Source organism: Endozoicomonas ascidiicola (assembly GCF_001646945.1).
Classification (GTDB): domain Bacteria; phylum Pseudomonadota; class Gammaproteobacteria; order Pseudomonadales; family Endozoicomonadaceae; genus Endozoicomonas; species Endozoicomonas ascidiicola.
The window spans coordinates 539,968-565,320 of record NZ_LUTV01000004.1 but is presented as its reverse complement, the minus strand read 5'-3'; the positions used below and the strand labels follow the sequence as shown (position 1 = coordinate 565,320).

Sequence of the window (25,353 nt, the reverse complement as noted above, 5' to 3'; positions counted from 1 at the left end):
TTAAGCCAAAACCAAAATAAAACCGATGGTTTCAAGTGAGTTTTGGTTTAGCTGATCTGATATCGAATAACTGGCAAGTGAAGAAAGGTTCTCGACTTTAGAGTTCTCAAAGCACAATAGTTCAACAGCAATCGAATAATCAGCTAAAAAGCAACCATCCCCAACCACCAAGTTTGAGATGGCTGCCATGCTCACTTCAGATCACAGGGCTTACGCATCAAGTAAGCACTATAGAACTCAATAGTTCCTCAAGCTTGTCATTGTCCCAACCCGCAGCTAACCGTTTCAGTTTTATACTGTCGTTGGTTTCCGTGTCCAGAGTGTGGATATTCAGTGCTATTCGGTTAAGGATCGAGACGTTCTCAATGGCGCAATTATTGGTAGTCTGATTTTTATCTTCACCAAAAGCAACGTCAAGCCTCCAGTGAAGTTTGTTCTCCACCTCCCAGTGCTTACGGGCAATGTCCAGTACCTCTGCAGCACTGAGCTGTTTGCTCATGATGTAATAATGTACCTCCGTAGTGACTTTATTATCAATTTGTCGATCACGCTGTATCATGGCTACTTGCTGTAATCCTTCCCACTTTTTGGCTTCCGTAATTTCAGAGAGGTCTTCCATAACCCAGACCATACGCCGCTCAGTCCGGCCATGTCCTTTTTCCTGCGTTTCTGAATAATTGAAACCAAGGGTCTGTTCCGGGTGCCATTCACATTGTTGCTCAGCTACTTTTTCAATCTGCTTGTGAAGGTTCTCCTGGTTGCCCTTAACTGGAAGCAGATAATCGCCGCCCTGCTCGATGCAGACTTTAACAATCTCTCTCTGGCAGTTGAGTGCGTCTGCAGTGATAACGCAACCCTTTAGATACATAGACCTCAAGAGTTCAGGAACGGCAGTGATTTCATTGGATTTTTCATCAACCTTTCGTTGACAGAGAACCATTCCTGCGCGGGTGCTCCAGGCGCTTACCATATGAATGGCCTTTTTGGATTTACTCCTTGAACCTCGAAGACACTTTCCATCAATGGGGATAACATCCAGTCCATCGCCGGAAAAGTTTCTGAAAGTATCGGAAATCCATCGTGTAAAGCATTCTTGAAAGGCAGTTGGGTCGAGAAGGCAAAAAGTTCGGTAGAAAGTGTCATGAGATGGAATACCGTTGGGTAGTTCCAGAAAAGTAGACAACCAGCCTTTTTTCTTACGGCCAAACTTTGTCATACCCTCCCAAGTCTCAACGCCACAGAGGACAGCACATATGGCGATAATGAGGATATCTATAAAGTTATGTATGCACATTCCTTCACAGCGGGGATCCGGTACAGTATCGATATAGGTAACCAGTGTATTCTGTTGTAGAGTTTRCATAGCGAACATCTCTGAACCGATACACTATCTAAGCGACAGATACAGTATTATTCAAATTGGTTACTGAAAATAATAAGGAACTTTAGTACCTAGTTGATGCGTAAGCCCTGCCGGCTAAAGCCGGCGGGTTAGATTTACGGACTGAAAGTCCGGATACGTGTCCAAGACGCGTTAGTATTCAGTCCTGAAGCTATCATCTACTTTGGGCTCAAAATGATGATCCAGATACTCCTTGATCATCTCTTCAGTCACCTTTCCCGATGTGACACAAAAATAGCCTCTTGCCCAAAAATGCCTTCCCCAGTATCGCTTCTTCAAATCAGGGAAACTTTCAAACAATCTTGTAGACGACCTTCCTTTGACCCTCCTCATTATTTCACTCGGAGCCATATTCGGAGGCGCTGACACAAACAGATGTACATGATCCTAATCACTCCCTTAAGAATCTCTATCTCAAATGCCTGGCACGTTTCTCTTATCAGCTCCCTGGCTCTTAAGCCAACATCTCCCTTGAGCACCTGATACCGGTACTTCGTGACAAACACAAAGTGGTACTGAATATTAAATACTGTKTGACTGCCATACCTGTAGTCCATCGCAGAACCTCTACATCCAGATAACTGCGACAAAATATCATAGCTAAAGCTGACCGGCTAAAGCCGGTGGTTTTAACCTTACGAAAGACTAATAAACGTTATTTTTGCTCATGTCTTTTTTAAGTGAAACTACCTGATGTTGACTACTCTAAGCAGGCTCATATCCCATTTGTACGATTGTTTAATTTAGGGAGGTGCGCAAGATTGTTTAGGGAGAAAGACTCCAATGGTCAGAATTGTGTGTGTTCGTGGTGTATTGGTGTGTGCGGTAGCGTCACTGTTTTGTTCCTACCAGCTTATGATTCAAGGCGCGCCGTCGGTGATGGTGCCTCAGTTGATGAGTGCTTTTCATCTCGACGTTGCCGGTATTGGCTGGCTCACCAGCAGTTATCTGTATTGCTATCTTATCTTCCAGATTCCCGCAGGTTACCTCACAGACCGTATTAACTTAACCGTCTTATTGAGTATTTCTTCAATGCTGATGGCAGCAGCTTGCTATTGGTTTAGTGTGTCAGAATCAGTCTGGTCAGTATTCATATCCCGCTCCCTTATGGGAGTAATTGCCACACCGTGTATTGTTGCCTCCCTGACGCTGGCTTGCCGTTGGATGCGAGAGGATCAGTTCCCGGCAATGGCGGGTATGGTAGAAGCTTTTGCCATGCTGGGCGGAGGGCTTGGGCCGATCGTTCTGCCGAACTTGCTTGATATGTGCGGCTGGCAATGCACCATGAAAATCGTCGCTTTAGTCGGTATTGTTATTTCATTTTTAATTTTGTTGATGGTGAAGAATGCACCGTCATACCCAGTATCGGATTCTGAGACGGATATATCTGGCCGTATTTGTTCCACATTTAAGAAAGGCGAAGACGCTGAGACAGAACCCTTTAATCGAATGGCATACGCTCAATGCTGTATTTTCGGATTTGGATTGTTTTCAATCATTTCAACGTTTGGAGGGCTGTGGGGGATTCCATTTTTTTATGAGCGCTTTCCAGGGCAGGAAGAAGCGGTTGGGGATGTGGTGGGTGTTATGTTTCTGGGGGCTGGTATAGGAGCACCGCTGCTGGGTTGGCTTGCTACCCGGCTGGGCTCTTCCAGCAAGGTGATGATGGGTTCATCGGTCATGTCGGTTCTGCTGTTCTCTGCTTTGATCTTCTGCCCCTTTTCTCTTGGTGTTCTGGGAGTGCTGAGTTTTTTCACCGGCTTCTTCAGTGGTGGCTATATATTGTCATTTTCATTGGCTAAGCATTTTAGTCCAACAAACAGTAAAGGGTTTTATCTGGCAATTATCAATGCATCGATGCTGATAGCTGCCCCTGTGATGCAACCATTAATCGGCCTTGCTTTGGAAGCAAAAGCACCGGATCTGGATACATTGTCAGTACAGGACTTCCAGATAGCATTTTTAGTGCTGATTTTATGCCAGCTGGCCGCCATTATCGTTGCAATCTGCCTCAAAAAACATGAGCGCGCAGCGAAACGTTAACAGAGCCTATGCATTCAGTGAGCTAAAAGTTATCCTACCGCTTTTGAAAATTCACTCTGTGCGCTTTCCGCGGACAGAGTTCATGTCTTTCTGGATTGAGAATGCCGTTACTTAGATTTGAAAAAATCAGCCTGGCCTATGGTGACCAGCCTTTACTGGATCAAGCCGAATTCCAGATTCGCAAAGGAGAAAGGGTCTGTTTGCTTGGTCGTAATGGTGCGGGTAAATCCACCATGATGAAGCTGGTGTCGGGCGCTGTCATTGCTGATGACGGTTCCATGTGGCGCAAACCGGGCTTGAAAGTGGGCGTGTTAAGTCAGGATCTGCCGGATCAGGATGAGAAAAAAGTCTACGATGTGGTGGCTTCCGGTTTGGAAGCGGTGGGTGAGCTGATTAGCCGATATCACAGTTTGTCCATGAACATCCGTACTGATGAAGACATGAAAAAGCTAGAGAAAGTTCAGCAGCAGTTGGAGGCCGCGGATGGCTGGCGTTTAAGTCAGAAGGTCGATACGGTCATCCAAAAGCTGGGCTTGCCGGCAGAAAAGCAGATGAAGGAACTTTCTGGTGGCTGGCGTCGTCGTGTTGAGTTGGCTCGTGCGCTGGTGGGTGAGCCAGACCTTTTGTTGCTGGACGAGCCCACTAACCATCTGGACATTATTGCCATTGATTGGTTGGAAAAACAGTTGAAGGACTTTGGTGGTGCACTGTTGTTCATCACCCACGATCGTTCTTTCCTGCAATCGTTGGCCACGCGCATCATCGAGTTAGATCGTGGTCAGCTGACCAGTTGGGACTGTGATTACAACACCTATCTGGAACGCAAAGCGCACGCTTTAGAAGTGGAAGCAGAGCAGAACGCCCTGTTTGATAAAAAGCTTGCCCAGGAGGAAGTGTGGATTCGTCAGGGCATCAAAGCTCGCCGCACCCGTAACGAAGGTCGGGTTCGTGATCTGAAAAAGTTGCGGGAAGAACGCAGCCAGCGTCGTGAAGTGCAGGGCAATGCCAACTTTGGACTGGAGCAGGGTGACAGCTCCGGTAAGTTAGTGCTTGAAGTGAAGAATGCGTCACAAGCCTTTGATCAAAATACGGTTATCAAAGATTTCAATCTTCGTGTCATGCGTGGTGACAAGATTGGTTTGATCGGTGCTAACGGTGCCGGTAAATCCACATTGCTCAGTATTTTGTTGGGCAATCTTGAGCCGCAAGTTGGCACGGTAAAAATGGGCACCAAGTTAGAAATCGCCTATTTTGATCAGCTGCGCAATCAATTGGATCTTGAGAAAACCGTTATTGATAACGTGGCCGAGGGGCGCGAAAGCATCATGATTAATGGTGCCAGCCGTCATGTGATCAGTTATCTCGGTGATTTCCTGTTTCCAGCCAACCGCTGTCGTGTGCCTGTAAAGGCATTGTCCGGTGGGGAGCGAAATCGATTATTGCTGGCCCGTTTGTTCAGTAAACCTGCCAACCTGTTAGTACTTGATGAACCGACCAACGATCTGGATGTAGAAACTCTTGAATTGTTGGAATCGCTGCTGATGGATTTCCAAGGCACGATTCTACTGGTGAGTCACGACCGAACATTTTTGGATAATGTGGTTTCCAGCACGCTGGTGTTTGAACCAGGTGGTCATATCAGCGAATACGTTGGCGGTTTTGATGACTGGCTGCGGCAGGGTGGTGCTATCAACAAGCTGGTTGCAGAAAGTGGCTCTGCAAAGAAGCAAGGAAAGCCCAGCGAATCGGAAGCAGCGCCAGTGAAAGACAGCGCGCCCGCCAAAAAGAAACTGAGTTACAAGCTTCAGAGAGAGTTGGATGGGTTGCCCGCTGAGATTGAAGCGTTGGAAGCAGAGCTGAATGATCTGGAAACGAAAACAGGTCAGGCTGACTTTTATCAGGGTGATCAGGAGGCTGTGCAACGGGTGCTTAGTCGTCTAGCGGAGTTGAACGAATTGATTGAAGAAAAGATGGAACGTTGGGAAGAGCTCGATAATATGTAAATCAGATCTGAAAAAAAGGGTGTCATTTGACGCCCTTTTTTGTGTGTCTTTCAAGACTGCATTAGCTGTCGTTTTTACCAACCCGAACCGCAAGAACATCACAGTTTGCGCCGTGCAGAACGCTGGTAGAAGTCGATCCTAAAATCAGCGCCAGTCCGTGACGACCATGACTGCCTACTACGATCAAATCCACATCGCTTTCTTCAGCAATACGATGCACTTCCCGCTCTGGGCGTCCGTAAACAACATGCTGTTCACCTTTTTCCAGATTGATCGAGTTTGCCAGATTGGCAATGCGTTCTTTGGCTTGTTCGGTGATCTCGTCCTGAAGGGTGGTTAGATCCAGAGGAATGTCGCTGCCATAGGCAACGCTCAGTGGCTCAACCACGTGTACCAGAGTGAGTCTGGCTTGATGTCTTTCGGCAATGGTCTTGGCCTTGTTGAGTACGTCATCGGACTCATCGGATAGGTCAACCGCAACAAGGATATGCTTGTAGAGGCTCATAAGCTGGTTTCCTTTATGAAATCTTCTCAAGTCTTGGCCTCTCTATTGTAAGGCTTCGTCGTGTTTTATCCATGATTTTCTTTGCATTGGTCAGTAAAAACCATTAAAAGACAATGGTTATCTTTGTGCTGTCTTATTTTTTGTAAAAGAGCGGGTTTCTCTGTCATTTTCTGTTTTTATGCCGGGGCTTCAGGGTTGACTTTGAATCTCTTTTCAAAGAAGGTAGGCATAAATTCAAACACCTGTATGAATTTGCAAGGAAGTAACTGGTTTTGCCAGTGTTAATTCAGGAAGTCATATAGGATCGGAAACACTGCTCTATAAATAGAAAGGCGAGCAGACAGTATCCGATTGCTATAGAGCAATAATAATCAAACATCCGAAAGGAGACGTTCATGATCTACCAGGGCAAGGCGTTCAGGGTTCTGCCTGTGGAAGACGGTATCGCCGAATTGCAGTTCAATCTGGAAGGTGAGTCCGTCAATAAATTCAGTCGCCCGGCGATTGAAGATCTTGCAGCGGCCATTGCAGCGATCAGTGCTGATGGCTCTATCAAAGGGCTGGTTTTGACCAGTGGCAAAGACAGTTTCATTGTCGGTGCCGATATCAACGAATTCGTTCAAACCTTCAAAGAAAGTGATGACGTTCTCTATGCCGGCGTGATGGAAGTGAACAAAATCTTCTCCAGCTTTGAAGATCTGGATATGCCAACCGTTGCCGCCATTAATGGTATTGCACTGGGTGGCGGTTTTGAAATTTCTCTCTGTGCTGACTACCGGGTGTTGTCTACCAACGCCAAGGTTGGTCTGCCAGAAGTCAAACTGGGCATCTATCCAGGTTGGGGCGGTACGGTTCGTCTGCCAAGGGTTATCGGTGCAGACAATGCCGTTGAGTGGATTGCCAGCGGTAAAGAGTTTCGCCCGGATGCTGCACTGAAAGTGGGTGCGGTTGATGCAGTGGTTGCTCCGGAAAAACTGAAAGACTCGGCTGTTGCCCTGATCAAAGATGCATTGGCTGGTGAGCTGGATTATAAAGCTCGTAAGGCTGAGAAGAAGGGTAAACTGACACTGTCTCCTATCGAAAGCATGATGGTGTTCGAAACCACCACTGCTTTTGTTAAGCAACAGGCTGGTCCACACATGCCAGCGCCGGTTGCAGCGGTTAAATCCATCCAGAAGCATGCTTTCCTGGAGCGTGATAAAGCGCTGGAAGTAGAAGCCAAAGGCTTCATCAAACTGGCGAAAACCGATGTCAGCGATGCGCTGGTTAACCTGTTCCTGAATGATCAGAAGCTGAAGAAAAAAGCCAAAGACTCTGCTCATCTGGCTTCAGAAACCAACAAGGCTGCTGTTCTTGGTGCTGGTATTATGGGTGGCGGTATTGCATACCAGTCCGCTCTGAAAGGCACGCCGATCCTGATGAAAGATATTAATCAGGCGGGTATCGATCTGGGTCTGTCCGAAGCCAGCAAATTGCTGTCCAAGCGTGTATCCCGTGGTCGTATGGACGCTGCCAAGATGGGTGGTGTGCTGAACAACATCGTACCAACACTGTCTTACGGTGATTTTGAATCTGTAGACGTTGTTATTGAAGCCGTTGTTGAAAATCCTAAGGTGAAGAAAGCGGTGCTGGCGGACGTTGAAAACTACGTTGCTGACAACGCGGTTCTCACATCAAACACCTCAACCATTTCTATTACTGATCTGGCCAGCGACCTGAAACGTCCTGAACAGTTCTGTGGTATGCACTTCTTCAACCCTGTGCACGCTATGCCACTGGTGGAAGTTATTCGCGGTGAGAAGACCAGCGAAGAAACGGTAGCCACTGTCGTGGAATACGCTCGCAAGATGGGTAAGACACCGGTTGTCGTTAATGACTGCCCGGGCTTCATGGTAAACCGTGTTCTGTTCCCGTATTTCGCTGGCTTTGCTTCACTGCTTCGCGACGGTGCTGACTTTAAGCAGGTTGATAAAGTCATGGAACGTTTCGGTTGGCCAATGGGTCCAGCTTACCTGCTTGACGTAGTGGGCATGGATACCGGTAACCACGCTGAAGGTGTGATGGCTGAAGGTTATCCAGACCGTATGCAGAAAAGCTTCAAGACGGCTATGGACGTTATGTTTGAGAACAAGCGCTTTGGTCAGAAGACAGAAGCCGGCTTCTACAAATATGAGCAAGACAAAAAAGGCAAGCCGAAGAAGGTCGTTGACGAGTCTGTTTACGAGTTGATGGCTGACGTTTGTGCTGAACGTAAAACCTTTGAAGATGACGAAATCATCGCCCGCATGATGGTGCCGCTGTGCATGGAAACCATTCGTGCCCTGGAAGATGGCATTGTTGACTCCGTTGCTGATGCAGATATTTCCCTGATCATGGGTATCGGTTTCCCACTGTTCCGCGGTGGTGCACTGAAATACATCGATACCATGGGTGTTGCCGAGTTTGTGGCCCTGGCGGATAAATACGCCGAGATCAGCCCACTGTACGCGCCAACGGACAGACTGCGGGAAATGGCTCGTAACGGCGAAACATTCTACGGCGCTTAAGTCGCGACCGATGAACCATTTTCAGGGATTATAAAGAGAGAAAATCATGAGCCTGAATCCAAGAGATGCAGTGATTGTTGATTACGGCCGAACCCCAATGGGGCGTTCCAAGGGAGGCATGTACCGCAATGTACGTGCTGATACCCTGTCGGCTGAACTGATTACCGGTGTTTTGAACCGCAATGCGGCGCTAAACCCGGCAGAAGTAGAAGACGTTATTTGGGGTTGTGTCAACCAAACTCTGGAACAGGGCTGGAACATTGCCCGTATGGCTTCGTTGATGACGCCAATTCCTCATACCTCAAGTGCTCAGACGGTCAGCCGTCTATGTGGTTCTTCCATGAGCGCACTGCACACTGCTGCGCAAGCCATTCAAACTGGCAATGGCGATGTGTTTGTTGTAGGTGGTGTTGAGCACATGGGCCACGTTGGCATGATGCACGGTGTGGATCCAAACCCGCGTCTTTCCAAATACGGCGCCAAAGCGGCGGGTATGATGGGACTGACAGCAGAAATGCTGGGCACCATGCACGGTATTACACGTCAGGCGCAGGATGAGTTCGGCGCTCGTTCTCACCAGCGTGCCTGGGCTGCTACGCAAGCGGGAAATTTCAAAGATGAAATTATCCCAATGCAGGGGCACGATGCAGACGGCAATCTTCGTCTGTTTACTCAGGATGAAACCATTCGTCCAGAAACGACAGCGGAAAGTTTGTCTCAGCTGAAGCCAGCCTTTAACCCTAAGGGTTCGGTTACGGCGGGTACCTCTTCACAGATTACCGATGGCGCGTCCTGCATGATCGTGATGTCTGCCCAGCGTGCTCAGGACTTGGGTCTGCAGCCATTGGCTGTGATTCGTTCCATGGCGGTGGCTGGTGTTGATCCGTCCATCATGGGTTACGGTCCTGTACCAAGCACCAAGAAGGCGCTGAAGCGTGCTGGCCTGACCATTGACGACATTGACCATGTAGAGTTGAACGAAGCGTTTGCTGCCCAGGCTCTGCCCGTGTTGAAAGACCTGAAACTCCTCGACAAGATGGATCAGAAGGTCAACCTGAATGGTGGCGCTATTGCTCTTGGCCATCCGTTTGGTTGTTCCGGTGCCCGTATCTCCGGCACTCTGCTGAATGTGATGAAGCAGAATGGCGGCAACATTGGCCTCTCTACCATGTGCGTAGGTTTGGGTCAGGGTATTACAACTGTCTTTGAACGGGTTTAATCCTGTATCAATGATAAAACAGAAGCTGGTTTCAGCTTCTGTTTTTTTATGCACTTAGAAAAGGTAATGCTTTCTATTGTCTTTTCTAAGTACATATCCTTAGTGTTTACGGCCGAGCGTAGCTTGTCAGTAAACCCCTAAGTTTTAGATCATCTTGCCGTTATCGTTTACATGAATTCAGGGCTGACTGGATTGATGACGTGTGTTTTTGCAGCACAGCGATAATTTTTTATACAGTGGGATATAACAGAGAAACTGCGGATCGAAGGCGTTTTCAGCGATGTTTCAGAGTGTTAATTGATCAAGGTTTTGGTAAGTGTTTTCATGGTTTTCCTTGACCGATTATTGACTTCGCCTTATATATTGAAGCAATTTCTATCCCGGCTTTCCTGTTTTGGCTGATGACTTTTTCTGCAAAAACTGGGCATACAGCATAATATGCTGATAACCTGCTCTCAGAATCTGATCAGTCGGAACAATGGAACAGATGACAGGACGTGTAAGGCAGCATGGGTAAATCGCTAGTTATTGTGGAGTCGCCAGCCAAGGCGAAAACCATCAACAAATATTTGGGCAAAGACTATGTTGTCAAATCCAGCGTTGGTCATATAAGAGACCTGCCAACGTCGGGTGGTGCCAAGAAGCCTGTTGATGCAAAAGCCCGAGCGAAAGCCGCGGCCGAATCGAAGAAGCTCCCACCAGAAGAACGGGAGATTCGCAAAAAAGCCAAAGCGCGTAAGCAGCTTATCGAGCGCATGGGCATCGACCCGGACAACAACTGGGAGGCACACTATGAGGTGCTTCCTGGTAAAGAGAAGGTGGTTGATGAACTGACGCGTCTGGCAGAAAATGCCGACACTATTTATCTCGCAACGGATTTGGACCGCGAAGGGGAGGCTATTGCCTGGCACCTTCAGCAGGCCATTGGTGGTAATCCTGATCGCTACCGACGTGTTGTGTTTAACGAGATCACCAAAAAGGCGATTCAGAAAGCCTTTGAAGCACCCGGTGAGTTAAACCAGGATCGTGTGGATGCCCAGCAGGCTCGCCGGTTTCTGGATCGAGTGGTTGGCTACATGGTTTCACCACTGTTGTGGTCGAAAATTGCCCGAGGCTTATCTGCTGGTCGGGTTCAGTCCGTAGCAGTTAAGCTGGTGGTTGATCGTGAGCGTGAAATTCGCAGCTTTATACCGGAAGAATTCTGGGAAGTGTATGTGGATCTGACTACTGCCAAAAAGAACACTGTTCGCTTTCAGGTGGCTAAAGAGAACGGTGAAGCGTTCAGACCCACCAATAAAGCAGCTACTGATAAAGCGCTGGCTGTTCTTGAGAAAGCGGAATACTCCCTGACCAATCGGGAAGATAAGCCTACCAAGAGTAAACCTTCAGCGCCTTTTATTACTTCGACGTTACAACAAGCAGCAAGTACACGACTCGGGTTCAGCGTTAAGAAAACCATGATGATGGCTCAGCGTCTCTATGAGGCAGGCTATATCACCTATATGAGAACCGATTCCACCAACTTGAGTCAGGATGCAGTGGAAAGTGCCCGCACTTACATTGTTGATCAGTACGGTGAGGATTATTGCCCAGAACAGCCAAACCGCTATTCCAGCAAAGAAGGCGCTCAGGAAGCCCACGAAGCGATTCGTCCTTCCAGTGTGACGCAGGAGCCGGGTAGTCTGAAATCCATGGAGAGGGATGCTGAGCGGCTTTATGAGTTGATCTGGCGACAGTTTGTTGCCTGTCAGATGACACCTGCCCAATACCTCAGTACCTCATTGACCATTGATGTGGATGGCTATCAGCTGAAGGCTAAAGGTCGCACCTTGAAGTTTGATGGTTACACCCGTGTTCAAAAAGCAGTGGCTAAAAAAGGTGAAGACCTTATTTTGCCTGCGCTGGACAAAGGTATTGGCTTCGACTTGGATAAACTGGATCCAAAGCAACTGTTTACACGACCACCGGCACGTTTCAGTGAAGCGGCATTGGTTAAGGAGCTGGAGAAACAGGGGATTGGTCGTCCATCTACTTATGCTTCGATTATCTCAACGATTCAGGATCGAGGCTACGTGACTGTCAAGAGTCGTCGATTTTATGCTGAGAAAATGGGCGACATTGTTACGGATCGTCTGGATGAATCTTTCCGTGACCTGATGGATTATCACTTCACTGCTCGCATGGAAGAGCAGTTGGACGATATTGCTGAGTCTGGTAAAAACTGGAAGCAGGTTCTTGACGAGTTTTATGCGGATTTTTCCGAGAAGCTCGCTAAAGCGGAACAAGAAGAAGGTGGCATGCGTGCCAACGAGCCTTCTCTAACAGATATTGAATGTCCGAGTTGCAGTCGTCCAATGATGATTCGTACTGCTTCTACTGGCGTGTTTCTCGGTTGCTCAGGCTATGCGCTCCCCCCGAAGGAGCGTTGCAAGACCACCATTAACCTGGTGCCAGGTGAAGAAGTTGAAGATGTTGATGATGAGTTTGCCGAAGTCAATGCCCTGAGAGCCATGCGTCGTTGTCCAAAATGTGCAACGGCGATGGAAAGCTACCTGATTGATGAAAAGCGCAAGCTTCATGTTTGCGGCAATAATCCTGATTGCTCTGGCTATGAAGTCGAACAGGGTAGCTTTAAGCTGAAAGGCTACGATGGCCCGGTACTTGAGTGTGATAAATGCGGCAGTGAAATGCAGTTGAAGACGGGCCGTTTTGGTAAGTACTTTGGTTGTACCAATGCTGAATGTAAGAATACGCGGAAACTCCTGAAAAATGGCGAAGCGGCGCCACCAAAGATGGATCCGGTGCCTATGCCAGAATTGAGCTGTCTCAAGGTTGAAGACCATTACATCCTCAGAGATGGCGCGTCAGGATTGTTTTTGGCGGCCAGTCAGTTTCCAAAGAACCGGGAAACCCGTGCCCCGTTGGTTGCCGAGCTTTTACCGCATCAGGCGGAGATTGATCCTAAGTACGGTTACTTGATGGACGCACCAAGACAGGATCAGGATGGCAACCCTTCCATTATTCGTTACAGTCGCAAGACTAAGTCTCAATATGTCATGACTGAAATTGAAGGAAAGGCGACCGGTTGGAGCGCTACTTTTGACGAAGGCAAGTGGCACGAGAAGCAAACGAAGAAGCGCAAATCCAGTTAGTGGATGACCAACACACAGGTTAAATAAAAGTAGCAATGCTTTTGTTTAACCTGTTTGGTTACTTTGTATTTGGTGATTTCAGGAGTTGGTTATGACCAATAATTGGCAGGGATATACTAACAAAATGTTGTTCCACTCCCGTTTGCTGTTAGAAGCCTGGGAGAGTGCAGACGATATTGCCAAGCCTGCGTTTCGCGAAGCTTGTCTGAATGCCATGATACAGGCGTATTATTCTCTACTGGCTGAGATAATGACTAATTACCGCCTCCCTGTTCATCAGTTACCAACCCTTGATCAAGCCATTAAAGGCATTCACCAGAAAGGTGAGGTTTCTTCCGAGCTGAAGTATGTTGAGCGTTTAGAGCAACAGGATTCCTGGCTGGCAGCACTGTTGAAAAGCCATGAAGAATGCTCAATGCCCATTGAACGAAAGGGTATCAATCACAATGAAATTCCACTATTCAATGAGAGCTCAATTCGCTATGACCTTCCAGGTAATCTTTTGTCGGCGCTTGAGTCTTTAAAAGAGTTGGTAACTTATAGTCGGAACTTTAGTCTTGAGTGGTAGGTGATGGTGATATATTCAGTGCTTCGCCTTGAAAGCACTGGATGGCTCATGCAAAATGCTTTTCAATATTTATTTGTCCGTTATTTTATCTAAGCACGGGATGTCTATGTCAGCGTCGTTTCTGGAAATTGTAGAATTACCTTCTGGCGAGATTGTTTTGCGCCGAAGTGATGAAGAAGATGCTGAACCACTGGTGACCATGTCATTTTCTCAGGAATTGGTGGATTTCCTGCAGGGAGATCAGTTTGAAATCGCCCGCGTTATGTTAGACGCCTGTATTGAAGAAGTAGGGCGTAAAACTGAGACGGATGCCGGTGAGTATGTTCCGGAAGACCGAGTGCTCCACTAAGTAATTAAATTACCGGTTTCTAATGGCTAATGCATGACATTGGCCTGACCTTGCAGCACATTCGAGCTCGGATAATTCTCTACTGGTTAGTTCATTAACCCAGCTGACGACTGTGTGGCTGGTGCCTGAGGCAAGTGCCTTTTGAGTGAGTTTAAATGGGTCTGCTTTTGCTGAATGATTCAATACCTGTAGACGTTGATTCTTCAGGCCATTCGTTTTCAACCAACTAATAGTGTTTCCCGCCTGTTCGCCAGAGAGTATCAGTGTCAGCCAGCGTTGATCCTGTGGGTCATTTGCTAGATCATTTAATAGGGACTTTAATAGCTTTCCTGATTTGAATAATGAGCCTGAAAGAATCACTTCATCAATTGAGTGAATGCTTTCAGGTTCAGGGAAAGCGTATTGTTTTTTTTCTGCCAGTGATAATAATTGCATGTCTGACTCCTACAACGGCAATACCTGCCTTAGATTAACTATCATACTTCTTTATTTACAGGTGCCAGCCCCCTCAGACATCACATGTCTGTATAAATGAGGAGTAGGCATTTAATGGATCGAAGCGGTATCAATACTGTCGAATAAAAACTCAGTTTTTTTTGTAATTTAGTGTCTAATTACGCCAACACTTAAGCCTTCAATCGCAAAATCATCAACACTGAGATCAACCTCGATGGTATTAAAGTCTTCGTTCTCAGGGTGGAGATAGACCTTGTTTTTAATCTGCTCAAAGCGTTTCACAGTGACTTCATCTTCAATTCTGGCCACTACAATCTGACCGTTAGATGCAGTCGCTGTTTTGTGAACAGCTAATAAATCACCGTCTAAAATGCCAATGTTCTTCATGCTCATTCCTTTAACTCGAAGCATGAAGTTTGCTTTGGGCGAAAAGAAATCGGCATTGATTGAAAGGTGATTTTCAATATGTTCCTGGGCAAGAATTGGGCTACCTGCAGCCACTTGACCTACAATGGGAAGGCCTAGCTGGTCAGAGCCGGGTATGCGGATGCCCCGTGATGCACCAGGCGTGATTTCAATCGCTCCTTTACGGGCAAGAGCTCGCAAATGTTCTTCGGCAGCATTGGGTGACCGAAAGCCAAAAGTTTTCGCAATTTCGGCACGGGTAGGTGGAAAACCTGTTTCTTCTATATAAGAGCGAATCAGGTTTAGTATTTCCGTTTGGCGTTTGGTTAGTTTATACATGATGGTATCTGTTTTTATATACAGTACATGTGATTATATACAGTATTTTTTCGGCTGCAATAGCTGATTCTTCAGCAAACACGATAAACAACCTAAAACCCTGTTGGCATATAGATGCATTACACGAATTCTGACTTGAAGTTTTATGTCTCGAACGGTAGTTTTAAACAAACGTTTACATTGGAGGTATATATAATATGTCACAGCCAGCAACCGTAGACAGGATTCTGGATGCTGCGGAGAAGTTGTTTGCTGAGCACGGATTTGCTGAGACCTCCCTGCGCTCTATAACCAGTAAGGCCGGTGTTAATCTAGCTGCCGTTAATTATCATTTTGGCTCCAAGAAAGCACTGATACAGGCTGTTTTTTCCCGTTTTCTGGATCCGTTTGTCCAGAACCTATCCGGGGCATTGGCAGATTACGAGTCCGGGGAAAAGGAGGTGGATCTGGAGGGTATTCTGCATCTTCTTGTGGATCAGATCATGGCCGTGCAGCCGAGAAAATCACAGGATCTTTCTGTCTGTATGCGACTGATTGGGCTTGCTTATACCCAAGGGCAGGGACACCTTAAAAAATATCTGCGAGAAGTATATGGAGATGTTTTTCAGCAGTACCTTCAATTAATGGTCAAGGCGTGCCCTGAACTTCCGATTGATGATCTTTTCTGGCGCGTGTATTTCATGCTGGGATCTGCTGTGTTTACATTGTCCGGTGCCAATGCGTTGCGTGCTATTGCGGAGAGTGATTATGGTGTTCATCATGATCTTGAAGAAATTATGCGTAAAATGGTGCCGTTTATGGCGGCCGGTCTTCGGGCGCACGTTTAAATATTGTTGTTTGACTGTATTCGTTGAATAGAATGTTGGAGTAAATTCCCTCATGCACATAACGGTCCATGTTGCGACTCAGGAAATGGTGCTCCATGAAGATGATGGCAGTAAGCGACGTTACTTGATTTCGACGGCCAGTAAGGGCACAGGCCAGCAGGAAGGCAGCTGGCAAACCCCTTTGGGCAAGCACATTATCAGGGCGAAAATTGGTGATGGCCTTCCCAGGCACGCCGTTTTTGCTGCGCGTCGATTTACTGGTGAAATATATGATGAAGCACTTAAATCCCAGTATCCTGCGAGAAAAGACTGGATTTTGAGTCGAATTCTCTGGTTGAGCGGTCTTGAACCTGGTTTTAACCGGCTGGGTAGTGTCGATACTATGCGACGATACATCTATATTCATGGTTCTCCGGATACAGCGGAAATGGGTAAACCCGGTTCCCGCGGCTGCATACGGATGCACGGTGATGACATTATCGATTTGTTCGCTCGGATATTATCCGGGACGCCAATTGAGATCTTATCTGCTTAGTGATTATAATCAGCTGTCGTATATTCTTACCGCCAGAGCCTGACACTTGGTTTATAGTAAATACCTGAGTATTTGGCTTACCTTTCAGGTCTTCTTCTCCTATGGATTTTCAGTCCTTGCTTCACGAACCTCTGCCTGAATGGCTGTATGTGCCGGTTATAGCTCTTGTCACCACGGCGATTATCCGTTTTCTGTCTGGCTGGTTATTCAAGGCACTGATTGCTGAAGCCAAAACCACGAATAATATCTGGGACGATGCTCTGTTAATGTCTGGGCAGAAACCAGTTCACCTTTTTATTTGGGTGGCTGGTATTAGTTGGACTATAGAGGAGTGTTGGGAAGGTTCAGCGGGCGAACTGTTTACACGATTTTTGACCTTCAGAGACTTTTTGTTTGTCCTGCTATTTTGCTGGATTTTTATATCCTTTATAAAAACAATGGAGAGCCATTACCTTCAGCTGGCTGGCAAAAAGAAATTTGATCAAACGAGTGTGATTGCCGTGGCAAGGTTATCCATTATTGCCGTTGTGATCGCAGGTATTTTGATTGTTATGCAATCCATGGGCTATAAACTGTCCGGTCTACTTGCCTTCGGCGGTGTGGGTGGTTTGGCGCTTGGTTTTGCGGCAAAAGACATGCTGGCCAATTTTTTTGGTGGCTGGATGATTTATCTGGACAAACCTTTCCGCGTTGGAGACTGGATCAGTTCTCCCGATAAGAATATTGAAGGCACTGTTGAGTATATAGGCTGGCGACAGACCCGGATTCTGACTTTTTCAAGGAGACCACTATACGTACCGAACTCAACCTTCATGAGTATCTCGGTGGAAAACCCATCAAGGATGCAAAATCGAAGAATCAAGCAGATGTTTGGGTTACGTTATGATGATAATACTCTGATCAATCGGATACTTGAGGACATACGAAGCTACTTGGCTGACCATAAGGATGTTGATCAGAGTAAAACCTTAATGGTTAATTTTGTCGGCTTTGGCGGATCCAGTCTTGATTGCAGCTTGTATTGCTTTACACGAACGACTGATTGGGCAAGGTATTTATTAATTCAGGAAATGATCCTGCTTGAAATTTTAATTATTGTTCATCGCCATGGTGGTGATATTGCTTTTCCAACCAGAACACTGGATTTGCCATCTAATCATCAAATGAACCCATCAAGCATGAAAATGGTTAAAGAGGTTGAAGAAAATGCTTTCTGATGGTCTGTACTAACTGTATTTTTAATACTTTTAATCTTCTCTAGGCATGCCCTCGTGAGCCATATGCGTAACTGCTCATTTTTTGGTGGTAAAAACACACTTTCTGAAAATTCTTCATTGATTTTACTGGGCTGCAGAGGCAACGCTGCGAAATCTACCACCAAATTTTGAGCAGTTACCCATATGCATTAATTGTGGGCTGCCACAATAACTCAATCTAGTGTAGTGCGCCGTTCTTTTTGCTGCTTAAGCGGCAATTAGCTCGAACTACCTTCTCCAGTATGTCATTAGCCTTGGCTGTCCATATAAACGGCTTGGGCTTCTCGTTATGTTTTTCGATATATTCCTCTATTGCCTCCACAAGCTCTGGAACACTTTTGAATACCCCTCGACGTAAACGCTGTGTGGTTAAATCTCGGAAAAACCTCTCAACCATGTTCATCCATGAAGCTGATGTCGGTGTAAAGTGAACGTGGAATCGCGGGTGCTTTTCCAGCCACTCTTTTACCTTCGGATGTTTATGAGTTGCGTAGTTATCACAGATAAGATGTAAAGACTTATCTTTTGGGGTTTCCCKATCAATCTGTTTCAAAAACTTCAGCCACTCTGCATGAGTATGCTTTTGCTGGCATTGACCAATAATATTTCCTGTAAGTACGTTCAGTGCTGCAAACAAGGTAGTTGTCCCATGTCGTTTGTAATCATGAGTCATTGTCGCAGCACGTCCCTTTTTCAGAGGTAAGCCCGGCTGTGTGCGATCAAGTGCCTGAACCTGACTTTTTTCATCACAGCACAACACTAGGGCATGTTCTGGAGGAGTCAGATAGAGTCCAACGATATCCTCAAGCTTTTCCACAAACTTTGGATCACGAGAAACTTTGAATGTCTTTTCCAGGTGAGGCTTAAGGCCATGGGCTTTCCATATGCGACGCACGCTTGTCGCACTGATGCCAGCGGCTTCAGCCATAGAGCGAGTGCTCCAGTGAGTAGCATTATCCGGCTTTGTTTGAGTGGTCAAACGAACGATTTCCGTAGCATTAATCTGTTTGTTACGACCACCACGAGGAAGGTCTTTCTCTATTCCCCGAAAACCTTCAGCTACATAACGAACTCGCCAACGGCTTACTTGTCCCCGTTCGATATTTAATGCTTCCGCAATTTCAAGATTGGTTTTTCCATCTGCAGCCAAAAGAATAATTTTAGAACGACGGGCAATGCGTACAGAGCTTTTATTTGACGACGATAGWCGTTTTAGTAGTTTTTGTTCCTGTTCACTCAGGCTTATCTTGGCTGCGACTCTCATAGATAGTATCCGTCCTTAGATGCTCTTACCTATAATGGCACAGCGAGATTATTTATGTTGTATTAAATGCAGCTCACTACACTAGTGGTTATTGGATTAAGGTATATGCCGATTAATTAAGTGATATTTAAAATCATTTTAAGCAATACATGGTTTTTCTACGCTGATTAACAAATAGGATGGCATGGCGAATGCTGGTTTTAAAACGAAGGGAACATGGCTTTACGCTGATCGAGCTGCTGATTACAGTCATTATTATTGCTATCTCAATTTCTCTCGTCACGCCCATTGGTCAAATTGCAGGTAACTGCTCATATTTCCTATGCAGAACCACATAGCAGTAGCTCTGATTTTTCTCTAATCAGATCTGACAAACGCGAAATATCTCCAGTACCCGAAAGCCTGTCCTTTAGGTACCTCGCAAACGACAGCCCATACTGACGGCACGTTTTTTTCAGGCTTGCGAATGTATCCCGACAGCGTTGACCTTGCTCGCTTCGTGTACCTCCGCTGATCTTTCGTCGTTTAACATACTCCCGGATTTGTCGTTCACTCCAGTTGTTGTGCAAAGGTAACCAGGGATGTTCCAGAATCAATAATAGATCGTCCCTAATGACCCGTAGCTTCCCGAGAACACTGCGTAAGTCGTCATAACACGTATGCGTTGATATCCAGTGATTGAAGTCTTGTTCAATCTGATGCTTTTTATGGTCTGTAGGGCTCTGGCAGTATACCTCAATATCATCATAAATCCGCCAGTACTGATCCAGTACCTTGTCACGATCTGCTCGTTCCAGATCGTTTTCGGGAATGAGTTTCGCTAAGGGTCTGCCTGCATGAAACCAGCAGGAGGAATGGGCAAAAACAGTATCAAATTGTCGGGCTCCGTCGCTATGGATCACCATAGACTCCGGAAATCCATGTTGCAGCAATCCGGCCTTGAGAACACCCTCTGTCGCCATACGTCGTTGATTTTTAGAAAGCAGTTTCTGATCATCCAGAAAGGCTTCCCAGCTAGCTTCATTAAGAAAATGTACTTCCCCAAATGATGACAACACGTCAACCCACTTTGCAGCCATCTTCACTTGTTTCATGTAGGCAATGGCGACAGGATTCAGAACATGGCATCTACGTTGCCCCTGCAGCAGAGTCAGGAAATTAATGCGGCTTTTACTCGATGTGCTGGCAAAGAAAGTAAACAGATTATTTTCAATCACCGTACAAACACCATTTTTGCCTCCGTGACGGGCTCCGGTGTCGTCCACTTGTAAAGTGCGGGAGCAGGCAATACCCGTCTCAAGTAACTCATCTTTCTCCTGATGGAAGAGCTCGTTATTCTCCGTCAGAAGATTATTGAGAGAGCCTTCAGAAATAGGGCAACCGTAGTCGTGTAACCAGTCCAGAAGCAGCGGTTGGGTTACACTGCAAGAGTGGTACATTTCAAGTATCAGTGCTTTAAGATTATGACCAAAGCGGTTCTTAACGTGATCAGGCAAAGGGGCAAGGATGGTTTTGCCCTCTGGGGTTTTCCAGTACTCACGCCGGTAAACCGCTGTGACAAATTGCAGGTCGACATCAATGTGTGTGAAATCCTGATAACCACCATTTATCCAGTCGTCTTGCACATCATCAACACGACAAAATGCCTCTTTAACTGTGGAAGGGACTGGCTTAGAAGTTTCTCCCGGCTTTTGTTGTCTGGTGCGTTTGCCTTTTGGCGGTGGGCTGTTACCCGAACCTGATGCAGTCTTGTCCTCATCCTCTGAGTCAGAATCTTTTTTCTGAGGACGAATATTGGGCTTGCCCTTAAGCTTCTTCAGATGCCGTATTTCTGCATGCAATTTGGTGTTTTCAGCAGTTAGTTTCTCGATCTGGACAGCTTGCCTCTCGACTTTTTCGAGAAGGGTTTGTATCTGGAGCAAAAGTTCGCTGACGGATACTTCTGGGGAAAGAGAGGCTGGCAGATTCATGGCGGTGATTATATCGAAGTTTCAGGATATTTCATTGCTCTACGTGTGTTGACTTGCATAGGAATTATGAGCAGTTACAATTGCAGAGCGCTTTCGCCTGGATTATTTTAACCAGAGGGTATATTCCAGCGCGATGCTGGTAAAGAGTGAGGCGATTAAACGATTACAGTTGGTCAGTGCCTGCCTGCCAGTCTAATTCTGGAACCAGTTGCGATGGTGATGCAAACTGGGCAGGTGGTTGGGTTATTTTTGAAAATCCGAATGAATAATGATGATTTGATTGACCCAACTGAAGAAGTGATTCGTGTTTACAACGCTATCGATTCAATCATTGAAATACGTTGGGGCGGTGGAACCCGGTTATCATTTACCTCGGCAGGTGTCCCCGTCGCCAGTGGTGAATTTTCAATGTGCACCTCCACTTCAAGAGCCATCGAAGAAAGGGTTGTCAACGTAACCAGTACAGGTTTGATTACCAAGCAGGTAAGGGGAGCGTGTCCATAAATGGTGGTCAAATTCGATGTTAGCTGATTAGGCTTGGAAATGAGTACTAAAGTTCAGTATCGAACAATTTGAAAGTACTGGTTACTCAGCAAGCTACACTGTATTGAACGATAATTATGCTTGGCTGCTGCAATGAGTGACGGTTTTTTGTCTTTTTACTACCACATTATTTTTGCTTTCTTGCTGTCTGCCATTTTCTTCTATGGCTTTCGGCGGGTATCCATATCACTTCAAAATGACTCGCACGAAAATTTTAGAACGATTGTTATAAAAACAGTTAAGTTGCCTTTGCTGTTATTGCCTTGGTTTCTCTTTTTGTTTTACACAGCGTACGCCTGGCCTGGTGATAAAAGTGATGAGTATTTGAATGTTCTGGATTTGGTTCGCCGGGTTTTCTGGATTCTCTATGTGGGCTGGTTCAGTTGGGAAGTCAGTCTTAATGTCGGTGCAATGCTGCAGGCTTCCAGCGGTAGACTGGCCGAGCAGGTTTCCCATTCAGTGGTTAGCCGCACCATTCAGTTGCTGGCGACTATTGGTATTTTTCTAAATCTCGTTCATGTGTTTGGTTATAGTCTGTCTACTTTGCTCGCTTTTGGTGGAGTGGGCGGCATTATTCTGGGTCTTGCTGCTAAGGACTGGTTGTCCAATTTCTTTGGTGGATTAATGCTAATGCTCGATCGTCCATTTTCAGAAGGCGACTGGATTCGATCGCCAGATCGTTCCATAGAAGGCCACGTTGAAAAGGTAGGCTGGCGATTAACCAAAATCCGTACATTTGATCGTCGTCCGATTTATGTTCCTAATTCAATTTTCAGTGGCATTGTTGTTGAAAACCCGAGTCGAATGCGTAACCGTCGAATGGTAGAAGATTTCTCCCTGTGTTATGAAAATCTCGAAAAAATGCCTCGTATCCTCAAACGGATCGATGAAACGGTTTCTTTGTTATCGGATGTGGACGCTACCGAACCTCACTATGCTGTTTTCATGCGCTACGACGACTCTGGTCTGTTATGTCAGATACGTGCGCACATTACTCGAGTTGATCGAGTGGGCTATTTACAGGTGCAGGAAAAAATACTGCTGATTGTATCTGACATTGTGGCGGAAGAAGGGGCGGCGTTTGCCTACCCCACCCGAAGGATTATCAACGAATAACCAGGCTCCGAGAAAGATATGGAAATCTTAGTAGTAGAAGATGCCCGCGATCAGCGAATGATGCTGACGAGGTTGCTGAAAAAACAAGGCTTTCAGGTTTATGAAGCGGCTGATGGCCGTGAGGCGTTGGTGATGATTCATGATCATCGGGGTATTCGTTTTGTCGTTAGTGATTGGATGATGCCCGGGATGGATGGCATAGAACTGTGCAAGGCTATCCGCGCCACTGATTTTCACCGCTATATCTATTTTGTTCTGTTAACTGGTAACTCCGATGAAGAAGCCGTGGTTGAGGGAATCAATGGCGGGGCAGATGACTTTCTGAAAAAACCGGTTGATTTTAATGAGCTTCAAGCCAGGTTAAATGCCGGCAATCGAATCATTGAATTGAAAGCTGCGTTGGAAGCGAAAATTGACGCCATTGAAACGGACTTAAAATCCGCTGCAGACACTCAGGCACAATTATTATGTGATCCAGCTCAATTAGGGAATGTAGCTTTCAATTGGTATTTTAAACCCAGTCGTTTTCTGGGTGGCGATATGTTTGGCTATCACGAACTGGGCGATGGGCAAATTTGTTTTTATCAACTAGATGTTGCCGGGCATGGCATACCTTCTGCGCTGTTGTCATTCTCTTTAAATCATATTCTCTGTGATGATCAACACGGCAACGTGGTGAAAGAAGTACTGGATACACCCCCGTATGTTAGAGCCAGAGCGCCGGATCAAGTGCTGTCCAGGCTAAACGAGCAATTTCAAGCCAAAGCAGAATCAATGCTGTATTTCAGCATGGCTTATGGGCTGATCAATAATGAGACCGGCGCTGTTTCCATTGCGTTAGCGGGGCATCCGCCTCCCTTGTGGGTTCGTAAAACAAGCGCTTCGATAGAAGTACTTCCGATCGCAGGTGTGCCAATTGGTATGATGCCGGGAATGTGCTACTCAACTGAATCGCTGCAGTTAGCGCCGGGTGATCGGCTGTTCCTCTACTCCGATGGCTTAACAGAATGTGAGAACCGGGAAGGAGAGATGTTTGGCGAAGATCGGTTAAAAAGTATGCTCAAAGAGTCGATCACGAACGACGTGGATTTAGTAGTGAAACATTTTGAAGATAGCATCAGGAACTGGTCGGGCTCAGAGGTATTTGAGGATGACGTGACTTTTTTATTATTGGAATGGAATCCGTAAACGATAACTAACTAACTGGCTGACAATGCAAGGAGTGCACAATGCCGTTTGATACCAAGAGCGAATCCAATCACCTGGTGGTGTCCGTGGATGAGGCGCGTCTGGATGCTTCTATCGCAGAGAACTTTAAAGACTATTTATTCAATCATATTGATCAGGATGCATCGGATATGGTGATCGATTTATCCGTAGTTCGGTTTATGGATAGCAGTGGTCTGGGTGTGCTCGTATCAGCTTTGAAAAAAATGGACGGTAAAAGCAAAATTAAACTGGCTGGAGCTCAACCCGCGGTATTGGATCTGTTTCACCTTACCTCTATGGATAAACTGTTTTCCATTTTACCGACAGTGACTGAGGCGATAGAGGAGAAGTAGTCATGCCAGATGAAACCGGGCATTCGCTAAAGCTGCAAATTGACAGCGAACTTTCAAACACGGCATTGGTCGCCATGGCGGTTCGTGGTCTTTGCACCATGACAACACTTTCACCGGTAGAAGTGAACCGGGTCGAACTGTGTATTGTAGAAATAGTCAACAATGCCATCGAACATGCTTATGACAGTGAAAAAGGGCATAAAGTAGAAGTGGGCGTGGATCTGCTGCAGTCGAAGCTGCAGTTCACCGTCAGTGACTGGGGGAAAAGCCTCGACGAATCCAAGTTAGATGAAAAAGAAGAGTTGGATGTTGATGGTGATAATCCAGCGAGCTGGCTATGCAGTGGTCGAGGGCTGAGTATTGTTCAAAATCTGATGGATCAGATTGATTATCAGTCCGAAGGGGATAAAAATAGTTTTATCATGAGTAAGCAAATCCGGGAGTGATTTGCTTACTCCATCTTTCAAACATCAATTCACTATTGTAATACTGCTTTCTTCATCGTCTGTTTCTTCCGGCTGCCAGGGCGTCAGTTTGAAAATAACACCAATCACTGGGCTATCCATATATTGAATTTCCCGCGTACTACGAATCCTGCGTCTCTGCTCCAGAGGGTAGTTGGCAATGACGCGCATTGGCGGCAGGTTGGCATTTTGGAAAATAACCTGCTCACCAGTCGCTTGTTCCTGGCTATTCGGGTTTTGGTCACCAATTCTCCCTAGAGAGCTGGTGATAAACGTGTCCACAGGTTCCAGCTTTTTTAACCAGAAGTCCGCATCCACATGAAGAAACCGTTCTTCGCTGACAGTGATCGTGCCATCCAGCAACATGGGATCGATACCATCAATCATTGTTGAGATTTCTACTGGTGGCATTTGTTGGCCAGACATCAGCGAGCCGCGCCAGGCCTTTTGTGTGATCACTTCATAACGCCCACTCTTTGCCAGTTTATTGGCTTCTCTCGTCAGTTTCATTTCATTGGCCGGCAGTGAAATAAACGCATTATCCGGGAGTGTCGTCAGAGAGCTGCTGCCGATGTCGAAAGAGGGCGTATAGAAAGGGATTTCACCTTTAAGGGTGATGGTGCCTTCAGGTTTACTGGTGGCGGTTACGTCTGGCCATGCTTCACCACTGCTATCGCTCAAATAGCGAAAGACGATGATGTCTGCCTGATACCATTTTTCTTCAGGCTCAGCAGCCTGAGCCTGAAGGTTGACCAGAGGCAAGCTAAATAACAATGCAGCAGACAGCGCAATAAAGTGGTTTCTACTCATAAATGGTCTCAAGTGGTCT

At 46.3% G+C, this 25,353-nt stretch carries 24 protein-coding genes and 1 pseudogene; 16 read left to right on the top strand and 9 right to left on the bottom strand.

Annotated elements, in window-relative coordinates; genetic code table 11:
- The 3 genes and pseudogenes from AKL11_RS13150 to tnpA all read right to left on the bottom strand — a co-directional run bounded on the left by AKL11_RS13150 (position 1) and on the right by tnpA (position 1,959).
- Complete coding sequence (locus AKL11_RS13150) at positions 1-189, bottom strand: hypothetical protein (protein WP_067518125.1); 189 nt, start codon at positions 187-189, stop codon at positions 1-3.
- A 28-nt stretch (positions 190-217) separates the two neighbouring features.
- The gene (locus AKL11_RS13145) at positions 218-1,363 is read right to left on the bottom strand and encodes an ISAs1 family transposase (RefSeq protein ID WP_067518123.1); all 1,146 of its coding nucleotides are present in this window, start codon (positions 1,361-1,363) and stop codon (positions 218-220) included.
- 171 nt (positions 1,364-1,534) lie between these two features.
- A pseudogene (tnpA, locus tag AKL11_RS13140) lies at positions 1,535-1,959 on the bottom strand (IS200/IS605 family transposase).
- Between the two features lie 226 nt (positions 1,960-2,185).
- Between tnpA and AKL11_RS13135 the strand changes: the two are divergent.
- Both AKL11_RS13135 and uup read left to right on the top strand, forming a co-directional pair.
- On the top strand, positions 2,186-3,445 hold the full coding sequence (locus AKL11_RS13135) for an MFS transporter (RefSeq protein ID WP_067518121.1): 1,260 nt from the start codon (positions 2,186-2,188) through the stop codon (positions 3,443-3,445).
- A 101-nt stretch (positions 3,446-3,546) separates the two neighbouring features.
- A complete protein-coding gene (uup, locus tag AKL11_RS13130) occupies positions 3,547-5,448 on the top strand; it encodes an ATP-binding cassette ATPase Uup (protein ID WP_067518118.1) in 1,902 nt (633 codons plus the stop codon).
- Between the two features lie 61 nt (positions 5,449-5,509).
- Here the strand turns inward: uup and AKL11_RS13125 are convergent, their stop codons facing one another.
- The gene (locus tag AKL11_RS13125) at positions 5,510-5,953 is read right to left on the bottom strand and encodes a universal stress protein (protein ID WP_067518116.1); all 444 of its coding nucleotides are present in this window, start codon (positions 5,951-5,953) and stop codon (positions 5,510-5,512) included.
- A gap of 395 nt (positions 5,954-6,348) precedes the next feature.
- On the opposite strand from AKL11_RS13125, the gene fadB reads away from it, so the two are divergent.
- From fadB to AKL11_RS13100, 5 genes are all read left to right on the top strand, one after another.
- Positions 6,349-8,499 carry a fatty acid oxidation complex subunit alpha FadB gene (fadB, locus tag AKL11_RS13120; RefSeq protein ID WP_067518113.1) on the top strand — a complete coding sequence of 717 codons (2,151 nt, stop codon included), beginning with the start codon at positions 6,349-6,351 and terminating at the stop codon, positions 8,497-8,499.
- 46 nt (positions 8,500-8,545) lie between these two features.
- Positions 8,546-9,718, top strand: a complete 1,173-nt coding sequence (fadA, locus tag AKL11_RS13115) for an acetyl-CoA C-acyltransferase FadA (RefSeq protein ID WP_067518111.1) — start codon at positions 8,546-8,548, stop codon at positions 9,716-9,718.
- A 509-nt stretch (positions 9,719-10,227) separates the two neighbouring features.
- Positions 10,228-12,870, top strand: a complete 2,643-nt coding sequence (topA, locus tag AKL11_RS13110; protein WP_067518109.1) for a type I DNA topoisomerase — start codon at positions 10,228-10,230, stop codon at positions 12,868-12,870.
- Positions 12,871-12,961: 91 nt separating this feature from the next.
- Positions 12,962-13,438, top strand: a complete 477-nt coding sequence (locus AKL11_RS13105; protein WP_067518107.1) for a DUF6586 family protein — start codon at positions 12,962-12,964, stop codon at positions 13,436-13,438.
- A 106-nt stretch (positions 13,439-13,544) separates the two neighbouring features.
- Positions 13,545-13,787, top strand: a complete 243-nt coding sequence (locus tag AKL11_RS13100) for a hypothetical protein (protein WP_067518488.1) — start codon at positions 13,545-13,547, stop codon at positions 13,785-13,787.
- A 9-nt stretch (positions 13,788-13,796) separates the two neighbouring features.
- On the opposite strand, the gene AKL11_RS13095 is transcribed toward AKL11_RS13100, so the two are convergent.
- Together AKL11_RS13095 and lexA are read right to left on the bottom strand one after the other, a co-directional pair.
- The gene (locus AKL11_RS13095; protein WP_067518106.1) at positions 13,797-14,222 is read right to left on the bottom strand and encodes a SulA-like leucine-rich domain-containing protein; all 426 of its coding nucleotides are present in this window, start codon (positions 14,220-14,222) and stop codon (positions 13,797-13,799) included.
- Between the two features lie 168 nt (positions 14,223-14,390).
- Positions 14,391-14,987: a transcriptional repressor LexA gene (lexA, locus tag AKL11_RS13090; protein WP_067518103.1), complete on the bottom strand. Its 597-nt coding sequence runs from the start codon at positions 14,985-14,987 to the stop codon at positions 14,391-14,393.
- 197 nt (positions 14,988-15,184) lie between these two features.
- On the opposite strand from lexA, the gene AKL11_RS13085 reads away from it, so the two are divergent.
- The 3 genes from AKL11_RS13085 (at position 15,185) to AKL11_RS13075 (ending at position 17,566) form a co-directional block, all read left to right on the top strand.
- Positions 15,185-15,814, top strand: a complete 630-nt coding sequence (locus tag AKL11_RS13085) for a TetR/AcrR family transcriptional regulator (protein WP_067518101.1) — start codon at positions 15,185-15,187, stop codon at positions 15,812-15,814.
- Between the two features lie 52 nt (positions 15,815-15,866).
- Positions 15,867-16,349, top strand: a complete 483-nt coding sequence (locus tag AKL11_RS13080) for a L,D-transpeptidase (protein WP_067518098.1) — start codon at positions 15,867-15,869, stop codon at positions 16,347-16,349.
- A 101-nt stretch (positions 16,350-16,450) separates the two neighbouring features.
- The gene (locus tag AKL11_RS13075; protein ID WP_067518096.1) at positions 16,451-17,566 is read left to right on the top strand and encodes a mechanosensitive ion channel family protein; all 1,116 of its coding nucleotides are present in this window, start codon (positions 16,451-16,453) and stop codon (positions 17,564-17,566) included.
- A 217-nt stretch (positions 17,567-17,783) separates the two neighbouring features.
- On the opposite strand, the gene AKL11_RS13070 is transcribed toward AKL11_RS13075, so the two are convergent.
- On the bottom strand, positions 17,784-18,869 hold the full coding sequence (locus tag AKL11_RS13070; RefSeq protein WP_067518094.1) for an IS630 family transposase: 1,086 nt from the start codon (positions 18,867-18,869) through the stop codon (positions 17,784-17,786).
- A gap of 179 nt (positions 18,870-19,048) precedes the next feature.
- Here AKL11_RS13070 and AKL11_RS26640 point away from each other — a divergent pair, with 179 nt between their 5' ends.
- Positions 19,049-19,207: a pilus assembly FimT family protein gene (locus AKL11_RS26640; protein WP_095210363.1), complete on the top strand. Its 159-nt coding sequence runs from the start codon at positions 19,049-19,051 to the stop codon at positions 19,205-19,207.
- Here AKL11_RS26640 and AKL11_RS13065 read toward each other — a convergent pair.
- The gene (locus AKL11_RS13065; protein WP_067518092.1) at positions 19,190-20,839 is read right to left on the bottom strand and encodes an IS66 family transposase; all 1,650 of its coding nucleotides are present in this window, start codon (positions 20,837-20,839) and stop codon (positions 19,190-19,192) included. The genes AKL11_RS26640 and AKL11_RS13065 overlap by 18 nt on opposite strands.
- Before the next feature lie 213 nt (positions 20,840-21,052).
- Here AKL11_RS13065 and AKL11_RS13060 point away from each other — a divergent pair, with 213 nt between their 5' ends.
- The 5 genes from AKL11_RS13060 to AKL11_RS13040 all read left to right on the top strand — a co-directional run bounded on the left by AKL11_RS13060 (position 21,053) and on the right by AKL11_RS13040 (position 24,506).
- Complete coding sequence (locus tag AKL11_RS13060) at positions 21,053-21,343, top strand: GspH/FimT family protein (protein ID WP_067518089.1); 291 nt, start codon at positions 21,053-21,055, stop codon at positions 21,341-21,343.
- A 132-nt stretch (positions 21,344-21,475) separates the two neighbouring features.
- Positions 21,476-22,498 (top strand): mechanosensitive ion channel family protein, encoded by a 1,023-nt coding sequence (locus AKL11_RS13055; protein WP_157673552.1) that lies wholly within the window; start codon positions 21,476-21,478, stop codon positions 22,496-22,498.
- Between the two features lie 18 nt (positions 22,499-22,516).
- Positions 22,517-23,686 carry a SpoIIE family protein phosphatase gene (locus AKL11_RS13050; RefSeq protein WP_067518085.1) on the top strand — a complete coding sequence of 390 codons (1,170 nt, stop codon included), beginning with the start codon at positions 22,517-22,519 and terminating at the stop codon, positions 23,684-23,686.
- 41 nt (positions 23,687-23,727) lie between these two features.
- Positions 23,728-24,060: an STAS domain-containing protein gene (locus tag AKL11_RS13045; protein WP_067518083.1), complete on the top strand. Its 333-nt coding sequence runs from the start codon at positions 23,728-23,730 to the stop codon at positions 24,058-24,060.
- A 2-nt stretch (positions 24,061-24,062) separates the two neighbouring features.
- Positions 24,063-24,506, top strand: coding sequence for an ATP-binding protein (locus AKL11_RS13040; protein WP_067518081.1), 444 nt, complete (start codon positions 24,063-24,065; stop codon positions 24,504-24,506).
- A 24-nt stretch (positions 24,507-24,530) separates the two neighbouring features.
- On the opposite strand, the gene AKL11_RS13035 is transcribed toward AKL11_RS13040, so the two are convergent.
- Positions 24,531-25,334 carry a CsiV family protein gene (locus AKL11_RS13035; RefSeq protein ID WP_067518079.1) on the bottom strand — a complete coding sequence of 268 codons (804 nt, stop codon included), beginning with the start codon at positions 25,332-25,334 and terminating at the stop codon, positions 24,531-24,533.
- Positions 25,335-25,353 lie beyond the last annotated feature (19 nt).